At 59.6% G+C, this 11,507-nt stretch carries 6 protein-coding genes; 4 read left to right on the top strand and 2 right to left on the bottom strand.

Going from position 1 to position 11,507, the window contains the following annotated elements; translation table 11 throughout:
* Window positions 1–522 precede the first annotated feature (522 nt).
* The gene (locus B5F12_RS11120) at window positions 523–5,382 is read right to left on the bottom strand and encodes a discoidin domain-containing protein (RefSeq protein ID WP_087234394.1); all 4,860 of its coding nucleotides are present in this window, start codon (window positions 5,380–5,382) and stop codon (window positions 523–525) included.
* 240 nt (window positions 5,383–5,622) lie between these two features.
* Window positions 5,623–6,543, bottom strand: coding sequence for a haloacid dehalogenase-like hydrolase (locus B5F12_RS11115; RefSeq protein ID WP_204221572.1), 921 nt, complete (start codon window positions 6,541–6,543; stop codon window positions 5,623–5,625).
* A gap of 144 nt (window positions 6,544–6,687) precedes the next feature.
* Here B5F12_RS11115 and B5F12_RS11110 point away from each other — a divergent pair, with 144 nt between their 5' ends.
* The 4 genes from B5F12_RS11110 (at window position 6,688) to B5F12_RS11095 (ending at window position 11,355) form a co-directional block, all read left to right on the top strand.
* Window positions 6,688–7,560, top strand: a complete 873-nt coding sequence (locus B5F12_RS11110) for a hypothetical protein (RefSeq protein ID WP_087234389.1) — start codon at window positions 6,688–6,690, stop codon at window positions 7,558–7,560.
* On the top strand, window positions 7,557–8,879 hold the full coding sequence (locus B5F12_RS11105; protein ID WP_087234388.1) for a hypothetical protein: 1,323 nt from the start codon (window positions 7,557–7,559) through the stop codon (window positions 8,877–8,879). Before B5F12_RS11110 ends, B5F12_RS11105 begins: the two co-directional genes overlap by 4 nt.
* A gap of 354 nt (window positions 8,880–9,233) precedes the next feature.
* Window positions 9,234–10,544: an MATE family efflux transporter gene (locus B5F12_RS11100; protein ID WP_087234386.1), complete on the top strand. Its 1,311-nt coding sequence runs from the start codon at window positions 9,234–9,236 to the stop codon at window positions 10,542–10,544.
* Between the two features lie 148 nt (window positions 10,545–10,692).
* Window positions 10,693–11,355, top strand: coding sequence for a DUF6198 family protein (locus B5F12_RS11095; protein ID WP_087234384.1), 663 nt, complete (start codon window positions 10,693–10,695; stop codon window positions 11,353–11,355).
* Window positions 11,356–11,507 lie beyond the last annotated feature (152 nt).

Below are 11,507 nucleotides of genomic sequence, written 5' to 3'. Positions count from 1 at the left end.
CCTAGTCGTGCCACCACACCAGGCTGCTCTGGGCAGCTGGCCCTATAGCCAGGCGGTTTCCACCTCCGGGCCTACTCTGGTGTGTGCGGCGTTCCCGCCGCCGGGAGCCTGGCCGCCGATCGCTGGGAACAGCGACTCACCAGGGTAAAGCCCTGGCAATAGAAGTAGTATTTGTCAGAGGAGCAGATACTTCCTGTAGAATTTCCACGCCTTCTATGTGACCCCACCAGTCCAAGGGCCGAAAAGAGAAAGGCGCACCCTCCGCCCAGCACCGCGGGGTGGATTCCACAAGGCGGGGGAAGGCCCCGCCTTTGGCGATTCTTTCCCCGATTTCTCATCGGGGAGAAATCGGGCCCAGCGGAGCGTCCCCGCCAGGCTGGCAAGCCTGAACGAAGAAACCGGTTGGAGGACAATCCCTCCGACCCGGCTTGCGCCGGGCCACCTCCCTTTACACAAGGGAGGCTTTCGAAGCAAAAAGTACGGCCAGCTTTCGCTGACCGTACTTTTTTGCTTGATTGGAGATTAGCTGCGGCGACGCTTGGCGCTGACCACCAGGGCCAGCACGCACAGGGCGGAGCCCACCAGCATCAGGGTGGACAGGGTCAGAGGGGCGCTGTCCCCGGTCTGAGGCACGTTCTCGGGCTTCTCAGTGGTCTGAGGCTTGTCGGTGGTCTCGGGAGCGCCACCGGCGGTGAGGCCGTCCATGGCGGCGGTGAGCGCAGCCACAGCGTCATTGACCTTGGCCTGATCGTCCTCGGTGAGGCTGTTGTCCGCCATCACGGCCTGGGCATTGGCCAGAGCCATGCGGAAGGTGGCCACAGACTCAGCGGTGTAGCTGGAGAGGTCCATGCCCTCAGCCTTGCCGATGAGGTCCTCCAGGATGGACTTGTCCGCCTTGAAGCGCTGGGCCAGAATGGCATTCAGCAGAGTCTCGGCAGCCTTATCCACGTCGTTTTGCAGGGCGTTGCCGTCCTCCATCACGGTCTTAGCGGCCTCCAGAGCGTCCACCAGCTGCTGCCAGTTGGCTTGGACGTACTTGTCGGCGTTGGCCACCATGTCGTCGGCACGGGCGATGAGCAGCTCCAGCATGGTCTTGTCGCCCTGCTTCAGGCCCAGACCCCAGATGCCCTCCAGCAGGTTGTCCCAAGCGGTGTTCACCTGCTCCTGGGTGGCGTTGGGGTTGTCCAGCACGGCCTTGGCCTCGTCCAGGGCCTTCTGGAATGCGTCCACAGCGGCCTGCACCACACCGGTGGTGTCCAGGGTCACGGCGTAGTCATAGGTCTTTTGCAGCAGAACCTTGTTGGCCTCCTGAGCGCTGCCCTCCAGGGTCACGGTGACGGAGGCGGTGAGGGTCTCGGGCACGGTGACGCCGGGGATGGCGGTGAGGGTTCCGGTGATAGTCTGAGCCTGGGTGGAGGCGGGGTCATAGCCCTCCTTATTCCAGGTCACAGCCAGGGAAGTCTGAATCTCGCCGTCCAGGGTGGCCAGGACGGTGCTGGGCAGACCCAGCTGATCAAAGGCGGTGCCCACGGCGGCGGTCACGCCCTGCTGGTCGGCCACAGAGACCGCCTCCAGGGCGGTGCCCAGGGCAAAGCCGGTGGAGTTGATCCACAGACCGTCGGTGGTGCCGGCGGTGAGGCGGATGCGCACATAGCGGGTCAGGCCGCTGAGGGCGTCGTTGGTGGTGCTTCCTGCCACGCCACTGGCCAGATGGTCCACAGCAGTGGTCCAGTTCTGGCCATCGGTGGACAGGTCGATGGCGTACTTGTGGGTGCCGTCGTTGTTCCAGGTCAGGGACACAGCGGCGATGTTGTACAGGCCTTCGGAGTCGAACTGCCAGGCGGGAGCCTGGTCGTCCGCAGCGGGAATCCAGTACTTGGCGGGATCGCCGTCGTTGCCGTAGGCGGGGTCAGAGCCCTCAGCAGAAGAGGTAGCGGAGGTGGGAGCGCCGTAGTCCAGACGGACGGCCTCGCCTAGGGCCTTGCCGTACACTTCCAGCTCGGCGATCTCCGCCCACTGATTGGAGGTGCCGCCCTTGTAGGCCTTCAGGTCGTTGACCTTCACATAGCGGGCCGCACCGCTCAGCTCCACGGTGGCGGTGACGTTTGGGTTGTTGTCCCCCTGGTCCATGTCGGACCAAGTGGCCATGTCATACCAGGTGGTACCGTCCAGAGAGCCCTGGATGGTGAAGGAGTGGCGGATGGGGATTCCGCCGGTGTCGCCGGGATTGGCCCAGGCGAAGGTGAGGGAGGCCCCAGAGAGCTGGTAGGCCTGGCCCAGGTCCACCTGATACCAGGCGGGGCTCATGGCGCCGGAGTTCCAGAAGGTGTCCACGTTGCCGTCCACGGCCAGCGCCACGTCAGAGCCAGAGGAGGCCTTGGCGGTCTTGTTCAGAGCCACGTTGTCGGTGTATCCGGTGCCGCTGACTTCCCGCAGGCAGGGCCACAGGTTATTGGCAGGGCAGTTGAGGTAGACGCGCACATAGCGGCCCTGCTGGCCCACGGTCACCGTGGTGCGGTCAGCAGTGGTGGTGAGGATGCCGTCGTCGGGGATGGTGTAGCCCTCAAAGTTGGGGTCATCGGACACGGCCACATGGTACTTCCAGTTGCCCGCGGCGTCAAAGATGATCTCCATCTCGTCCACGGTGTAGCTGCGGCCCAGGTCCACCTGCCACCAGTGGGTGCCGAAGGGGTCGCTGGGGCTGGGGTTCTTGGCGCACCACTTGGTGGAGGTGTCGCCGTCGTTGGCCCACTCCGCCTTCTCCTCGCCCTGGGCGTTGATGTTGATGGAGCTGGCAGAGGCGGTCTTGTTCAGGAAAATGTTCACGGGAGCGGCGGGGGGCTCGGGATGCACAAAGCCGGTCTCGTCGGCGTCGCCGCCCTCGGGCACTTCGGGCAGGTCCTCCACGGTCTGGGTGGGAATGGTGATGGTGGCGGCGGTGAGCCCGTCACAGGTGGCCTTCAGGGTGATGTCACCCTCGCCACGGGTGGAGCGCACCCACACGGCCCACTGACCGCCCCGCACCTGGACCGCCTTCTCGCCGATGACAAAACCGGGGCCCTCGGTGGTGAAGTTGATGGTGTGGTCGGCGGTGTTGACCACGGTGCCGTTTTCATCCCGCACGTCCACCCACACCAGCTTGGCGGTGCTGCCGTCCAGCTTCAGAGCCTCGTCGTTTTCGGCGGTGAGGGTGATCTGGGAGGCGGTGCCGGGGGCCTGACGGATGTAGGTCTCCACGGCCTCACCGTTGAGGTAGGCCACCGCTTTCAGGGTGCCCTGGCCGGGGGTGTAGCCGCTGAGATCAAAGGTGAAGGGGGGATGGGCCAGATTCTCGGTGGACACGTAGGCCCCGGAGTCGGCTGTGGGGTAGCCGGTGGGGTTGTCGGTGTCGCCGTGAGGAGCCCACATCTGGGTGTCAGGCGTCTGACGGACGATGAGCTGGTCGTCCAGATACAGCTCCACCTCGTCACAGTTGGAGTACACCCGCACCTGGTCGGGGGAATCGCTGGCCCAAGTGTTGGCGATGTACACCATGGCGCCGGTGTCCAGACCGTACTTGGACATGTCCAGGTTGGGGTCGGTCTGGGACTGGAAGAAGTAAGCGCCGTGCTTGGCAATGCGGGCCACGTCTACCACGCCGCAGAAGGTGAGCTTGTCCACGTCAAATCCGGCGTAGTCGGCGTAATCCCAGTAGGCAGTGGCGCCGTACCAGGACTGGCCGCGGTTGAAGGCAAAGGAGGACTGGATGTTGTCACACTGGGTGAGCATACCCTTGTCGCCGCCCTCGGCGTCGGAGTAGTGCTTGGGTTCCCGGGTGACACGGGTGGTGGAGTCAAAGCCGCCGAAGTTCCAGTCGCCGTACTCGCTGACGATGACGGGCTTGTCGGAATACTTGGAGGCGTCGCCCACCACGTTGGCCTGGGGAGTACCCACGCCGATGTCAAACACGTTCCAGTTGATCCAGCCGCTGGTGTAGGCCTTGGAGTCGCCCACCTCGGGGTACTCCTCCTTCACCAGGTTGTGCATGTTCTGAGCCCATGCGGTAGTAAAGGAGCTCTCGTTCAGGCTAGGCTCCCAGGCCACCACGGAGCAGTGGTTGCGGTTGACCCGCATCTGATCCCGCATCTGCTCATAGGTGTTGGTTTGGAAGGCCTCGGAATCGCTGTAGTTCTGCCAGCCAGCCAGACAGTCCAGCACGGCCACGCCGTAGCGGTCGCAGGCCTCATAGAAGGCGGGGTCGTGGGGGTAGTGGCTCATGCGGATGAAGTTGAAGCCGTACTCCTTGAGCCGCTTCACATCTTCAAAGATGGAGTCGTTGCTCTGGGCGTTGCCCAGCATGTAGGTCTCAGAGTGGAGGTTGGTACCCACCAGCTCTACGCGCTCATCGTTGATGTAGCAGCCGTCCCGCTTCCACTCCACCTTGCGGATGCCGTAGGTGGTCTCCACGGTGTCGATGACAGTGCCGTCCTGCTTCAGGATGGAGCGCACGGTGTACAGCTCGGGGGTGTCCACCGACCACAGGCGGGGATTGGACACGGTGAGGTCCTGGCTGAAGGAGTACTTCTCACCACCGGCCACAGTCTGGGTGTCCTCCTTGGAGGCCACCACGCTGTCCCCGTCCACGATCTCGGTGACCATGGTCACGGAAGCGTCCGAAGAGCCGGTGTTCTCCACCTCAGTCTTGGCGTTGACGGTGGCAGATTCCTTGCTCACGCTGGGAGAGGTGAGGAACACGCCGCCACCGGCCACGGTGTCGGACTCAATGGCGTCAGTGATGTGCACGTCCCCGGTGACGGTGACATACACGTCCCGGTACAGGCCGCCGAAGTACTGGAAGTCCGGGTTGGTCTTGCCGGGGGCGAAGGAGGTGTTGGGACGGGTGTCCAGCTTCACCGCCAGCACGTTCTCCCCGTCAAACTTTACCTTGTCGGAGATGTCGAAGGCAAATTCGGTGTAGCCACCCTGGTGGACGCCCAGCTCTTCGCCGTTGAGCCACACGGTGGCCTCCTGCATGGCACCTTCAAAGGTGAGGATGATCTGCTGACCCTCCATGGCGGGGTCCATGGTGAAGTGGCGACGATACCAGAACACACCCAGGTCCTCATGGTAGTAGTTCTCGGGGGTGTACTGGATGGTGCTGTGGGGGGCGTTGACGTACAGCCACTGGCTGTCGTCGGCATCTACCTGGTCGGCGTCCGGCCAGTCCCCTTCGTAGAATCGCCAGTCGTTGTTGAAGTTCAGAACGGTTCTCCCGCCCTGGCTGGTGCCGCTCTGGGTGGCGGTACCGCTCTGGGCCGAGGCCGTGGTGACGACGGGGACCATCCCCAACAGCATCACGGCGGTGAGTGCCAGTGCCAGCAGGCGTTTGCTCAAGTGTCTCATTGCGCTTTCTCCTTTCCCTTCTCGTGTATAAGGGGTACCGGAGCCGCCCACACTGCCGCGCTCCCGTACCCGCTCCGCTCATGGGGGTTCCCCCATCTTTCTCAACAGTTTTACCATATAAACTCGTTTATTTCAATTCGCTTTTATGCCAATTGCCCACACCCCATTTTGTGGGCTTTTTACTAAAAAAGCGCCGGAGCCATGCTCCGACGCTTTTCTCCGAAATTTTGGATGTGGCCCTCAGCGGTTCACCGAACAGGCCATCCGGTGATAGGTGTGGCGGATGCCACGGATGGCCACAGAATAGGCCTGGATGTTCTCCGGCAGGGACATGCCCGCGTAGCCCGCATCCCCCAGATGGTGGATGTCGGTGCCGGTCATCTTGCACATCAGGGCGATCTGGCGAATGGTGTCCACGTCCGCCCCCTCCTGGGAGGTGCCAATGGCGGTGATGGTCAGGCAGCCCAGGGAGTGGGCGTGGGTGACCAGGCCTCTGACATACTCCACGGTGATGCCGGGCACGGTGCCGGGGGCGGGGAGCAGAATGATGCCCGCCCCCGCCTGGGCGAAGGCGTCAATGTCGGCGGTGGTGATGATGTGCTCGGCCCCCTCGGTGAGGATGCCGGAGGCGTGCATCTTGCCGGCGGCCAGAATGAGCCGGTCTCCCAGCTCCGCCTTGTACTCCTTCAAGGTGCGCACAATGGCCTCATTGGTCACACCCACCCCGGGATTTCCGGTGAGGAGGATGAAGTTCACCCCCATGTCCGCGGCCCGGCGGGCATTTTCCAGGGTGGCCTTCCGCCCGTCGGTCATGGCCCACAGGTCCCCCTCCTCCTGCTCCAGGGGCTGGTCCACCGGCTCCAGGTTGATGCCGATGGGGCGACCGGTGAGGGCCTTGAGCTTGGCCACCACCTCCATGGGCTCGCACTTGGGTAGGCCCTGGATGACGGGTTTTTGTACGTCAAACATGTTCAAAAGCAGAATATCCGCCCCCATGGCGGCGGTAAACTCGGCGTTGGTGACGTTGCCCAGCATGGGCTGGATATAGCCGATGGACTCGCAGGCCAGCACCCGGCCCTCCGAGCCGGCAATGGAGGCCAGTAGCTCCTCCTTATTCATGGTGCGAAAGTCCGAGGCGGTACAGTCAAGCAGTCGTTTCATGACAGTCTCTCCTTGTCTTTGGGATACGTTCATTATACCACATCTCTCCCAACGTGTATGCCCCCTTTTTCCACTCCAGCCGCTATACATTCCCCATCTTCCATGGTAGAATACGGACAAGCAAACGATAGGGAGGTACTGGCCATGGATGTTGTCAGCACTCTGTCCTCCACGGGACGCACCGTCAACGAAGACTTCATACACCTCCAGCCCAACCGCTGGGCCATGCTTCTGGATGGCTCCTCGGGCCTGATGCCCAATGTGTTGGTGCCCCATTTGCAGGGCCGCTTTCAAAGTGATGCCCAGTGGTTTGTGCACACCTTTGCCCACGCCTTCGCCCAGGTAGAGCAGCCTTCCACTCCCCTTCCCACGGCGGTGGAGCAAGCCCTGGCCCTGGTGGAGCAGCAGTATCGGGCCATTCCCATTGCAGACCACTTGCGGGGCTTTGCCTATGAGCCCTCCGCCTCCCTGGCTATTTTCCGAAATACCCAGGAGAGTGGCCCGGAGCTGTTCCTTCTGGGCGACTGTACCGCAATCTGGGACGGCGGCGTGTACCATGATCCGGCGGTCTCCCGCTTGGATGACCGGGCCATCCAACTGTGTATGCACCTGTCTGACACCACCGGGCAACCACCCGCCGAGGTCATTCAAAGCCCCGCCATGCGGGCAAAGCTTCTGGAGCACCGGGAAAAGAAAAACCATCCGGAACAGCCGGATGGCTACACCGTGCTGGCCCCTCACACCGGGCTGGCCCAGTACGGCACCCACCTCTCCCTGTCCGGGCAAGGGGTACACCATGTCTTTTTGATGTCGGATGGGCTGGCCGCCGGATACCAGAGCTACCGCCTGGAGCCCGGGCCCCAGGAATATCTGCATGCCGCCTATACTCAGGGCCTCTCCTCCCTCCTCTCCGGGGTGCGGGCCGTGGAACAGGCAGACCAGGACTTGCGCCAATTTCCCCGCCTGAAGCCCAGTGACGATGCCAGCGGCGTTTTGGTGGAGGTGTCACAGCCATGAAGCGTCCTATATCTCTCCACTTAAGCATTTTATTTTATCGTTTTATCGGCCATTTTCAGGCCGCTTTTATGACTTTCAAGTTAAAACGCCAGTATTTTCTTGCCTTACTAATTGGCGCGATTCTTTCTGCAATTCCTTGGGGCTTATCTGTACTCTCTCACATTCCCCAAGCCAAGTGGATCGGCGTTATAGTATCCGCTGTGTACATCCTTGCACATATACTTAAAACTATTTACTCCTACAACGAATATCAAAAAATTTACTACGCCATTCCACTCCCCCAAAACTATAAACAAAATGTCCTATCTCAGTTATCTCTTCCCGGCGCTATGATTGAGGCCGGATACACCCTTCGGTATTTCACCAACGGCACTCGGAGAGAATACTATGTCGCCAGCGACCTAGTCAATACGTTCCTCCTGAACCCCCCGCCTATTCATCTTGAGTTTCTCAAGTACCCCTATTGTGTAGCACAAGAGTGTTCTTTTTTAATCCCTAGCATTCTTTACAAGTTGCTCCGCCGCAACAAAGTCGTTTTCAACGACGCTTTGATTCGTCTGGCTCAGGAGATATATCCGGATACCACCCAACTTCTAATGCAAAAGTCTCACTATTTCGATGCACAAACCACCAACGAGATCGTGTATAAGCAGTTCCGTTCTGCCAACCACCTGGATATCGTATTTGACGGCCAATCCCTTCTGGTCAATGATAAGCATGTCCTTTTTGACCTTGGTCGAAGCCCATGTGCCAACATCATTGGAGTTTCTACTCTCGCTTTTACTAAAGACAAAAAAATATTAATTGGCCAACAAGGAGCTCACTCCATGGCCAACGCTGGACGCTTAGCACCCTCAGGTTCCGGATCTCTTTCCTATTCTGATTTTTCAATCTATAAAAAAAGGAAAACTGGCTGTCCTACACTGACAGATCTTCTCATCATTGGCATGGAACGAGAACTGCAAGAGGAAACCAACTGCCCAGACAAATGCAGCTTTTTTCAAACAGCAGTTACAGGTTACGCTCGTCTTTTGGAACGTGGCGGAAAACCGGATTTTTTTGGCATAACTTATATTGATTTAAATTCTACAGAAATTATTGGGCAGACACGTTTTAGAGAACTTGGCATTCAGGATTCATATATGTATCTTGATATTAGCGATGAGAATGATATCCCATCGGAATTCCAAGCATTTTGCAGCAAATATGCAGCAGAAGGCCGCTTGTCTATTCAGCTGCATATTCTATCCGAAATCCTTTACCAAATAGATCTTGTCACCTGTCTTAAAAAATTAGGTGCTCCCTACTGGAATATGTAATGTCTCTATCTTTTTCCGAATTTAATTCGCATACCTTTAGAGTCCCTTTCTGTGATTCTACCAAGTTTGATCGAGACACTTTCCCATCTCCAGTGTACTCTATGTCATGTTGGGTGTCTCTAGGCTATCCACAGGTACTAGCAAATTTCATCTTTGTAATCCATTCTCCGCCATTGGAGCCCTATCACTGCACAGTTCCCCTTGCCTTTCCCACCATTCTGGGGTATACTTTCTTGGATATCAACTGCCACCGGGTAGTGGAATGTAGAATGCATTCTTCGTTTACGGCGTTAGGTCTTAGAAGCCGTAGACAAGGGTGCATTTTTTGCGAACGTGCGAAAGGACTAAAGAAACATGGAAAAACAGCTCAGACGCTATCTGCTTCCCAACATTCTGGCCATGATCGGCACCTCCTGCTACATCCTGGCCGACACCTTTTTTATCTCCCTGTCCCAGGGCCCCAACGGCATCACCGCCCTGAACCTGGTACTCCCCCTCTACGGGCTCATCTTCGCCCTGGGCTCCATGATCGGCATCGGCTCCGCCACCCGCTACGCCTTAGGGAAAGGGAGCAACGCCCCCGATTACCACCTCTACTTCTCCAACTCCATCGCCTGGACCCTGCTGGTGGGGGCGGTGTTTGTGGCGCTGGGTGTGGCCGTGCCTGACGGAGTGCTGCGGCTGATGGGGGCGGACGACACCATCAGCCGGGTGGGCCACAATTACATCCGCATTGTGCTGTGTTTTGCCCCCCTGTTCATGCTCAACTTCACCTGTACCGCCTTTGTGCGCAACGACGGCGCCCCCCGCATCGCCATGGCCGCCACCCTGCTCAGCGGCCTGTTCAACATCCTCTTTGACTACCTGCTCATGTTCCCCTTGGGACTGGGCATGACCGGTGCCGCCCTGGCCACCGGCTTCTCCCCGGTGGTGAGCATGTCCATCTGCCTGCTCCACTACCTCTCCCCCCGCAACACCATCCGCCTCATCCCCACCCTGCCCTCTCTGCGCCGCCTGCTCTCCGCCTGCCAGCTGGGGGTGGTGGCCTTTGTGGGGGAGATGTCCAGCGGCGTGACCACCATGGTCTTTAACTTCATTCTCCTGCATCTGGCGGGCAATGCGGCGGTGGCCGCCTACGGCATCGTGGCCAATATCGCCCTGGTGGGGGTCGCCCTCTTCAACGGCATCTCCCAGGGGCTCCAGCCTCTGGCCAGTGCCTGCCACGGCTCCGGCGACACCCAGGGCCAGAGCCGCATCTACCGCCACTCCATGTTCATCGGCCTGTGTGTGTCCGCGGTGGTGGTGGCCGTGGTGGTCACCTTCGCCGGGACCCTGGTGGCGGTGTTCAACAGCCAGCACTCCGCCCAGCTGGCCGACTACGCCATCCCCGGCCTGCGCCTGTACTTTCTGGGCTTCCTCTTTGCCGGGGCCAACATTGTCAAATCCGGCTTTTACAGCGCCACGGGCCGGGGCAGAGAGTCCTCCATCCTGGCCCTGTGCCGGGGCGTGGTGGCCATTGTGGCCTTCGCCTTCCTCCTCTCCCACCTGTTTGGCATCACCGGGGTGTGGCTGGCCTTCCCCGCCGCCGAGCTGTTCACCCTGCTGCTGGGCCTGGTGCTGGGCAGACCCCAGGGGCTGGGTGCTCCCGATCCCCGGCCGGCTTGACCTTGCCGCCAGGGGGTGCTACAATGGTAGAAAACTGTAAAACTTGAAATCTCTCTGTTTCTGCGCAGGTCACTGCGGGGTAAGACCATTCCAGGTTTTACCCCGCTTTTTGCGTCTCCCACAACAGGCTTTGAAAGGTCGAGATTCCATGCGACAATCCAACCGAACCCCTCTCACCCACCCCCTGCGGCGCATCCTCTTTTTATGCCTGGGCCTGATCATCATGGCCTTTGGCGTGGCCTTTTCCATTAAGGCCGGGCTGGGTACCTCCCCCATCTCCAGCGTGCCCTATGTCACCTCGGAGATCTCCGGCCTGTCGGTGGGCACCACTACCATCATCATGAATTTCCTCTTTGTGCTCATCCAGATCGCCATTCTCCGCCGGCAATACGACTGGTTCCAGGTATTACAGTTCCCGGCTGCCATTCTGTTCGGGTTCACCATCGACGTGGCGGAATGGGTCATCGCCCCCCTGCCCTGCTCGGGCTATCTCATGGCCTGGGTCTACTGCGCCCTGGGCATTGTGCTCATCGCCTTTGGGGTGAGCGTAGAGGTAATGGCCAACCTGGTGACCACCGCCGGGGAGGGCATTGTGCTGGCCATCTGTCAGGTGGCCCCGGTGAGGTTTGGCAATATGAAGATGTGTTTTGACGTGACCCTGGTGTGCATTGCCATTGTGCTCTCCCTTTTGTGCCTAGGCCATCTCAGCGGCGTGCGGGAGGGCACCATCGCCGCCGCTATTCTGGTGGGGCAGATCACCAAGCAGACCAATAAACTCACCAAGAAGGTGGAGTTGGCGGTGCTGAGCTGAACAAAATTCTTTATAATAGAATAGGCCAGCCCGGACGGCGTGGTGATATGCTCCCTCTATGAGAGACAGTGAAATAAAACACTGTCAATCATGGAGGGAGCATTGTCATGCCAAGGAAGCAAAAGTTAGGTGTAGAAGAAAAGATCAAGATT

Source organism: Pseudoflavonifractor sp. An176, assembly GCF_002160435.1.
Lineage (GTDB): Bacteria > Bacillota > Clostridia > Oscillospirales > Oscillospiraceae > Enterenecus > Enterenecus faecium.
Note: the sequence above shows the minus strand (reverse complement) of the source record. Positions and strands in the feature narration are given on the sequence as shown.

Excerpts from the sequence above, each read along its gene's own strand:
- B5F12_RS11115 (WP_204221572.1), bottom strand. The coding sequence starts at position 6,543 with ATGAAACGACTGCTTGACTGTACCGCCTCGGACTTTCGCACCATGAAT.
- B5F12_RS11100 (WP_087234386.1), top strand. The coding sequence starts at position 9,234 with ATGGAAAAACAGCTCAGACGCTATCTGCTTCCCAACATTCTGGCCATG.
- B5F12_RS11105 (WP_087234388.1), top strand. The coding sequence starts at position 7,557 with ATGAAGCGTCCTATATCTCTCCACTTAAGCATTTTATTTTATCGTTTT.
- B5F12_RS11110 (WP_087234389.1), top strand. The coding sequence starts at position 6,688 with ATGGATGTTGTCAGCACTCTGTCCTCCACGGGACGCACCGTCAACGAA.
- B5F12_RS11095 (WP_087234384.1), top strand. The coding sequence starts at position 10,693 with ATGCGACAATCCAACCGAACCCCTCTCACCCACCCCCTGCGGCGCATC.
- B5F12_RS11120 (WP_087234394.1), bottom strand. The coding sequence starts at position 5,382 with ATGAGACACTTGAGCAAACGCCTGCTGGCACTGGCACTCACCGCCGTG.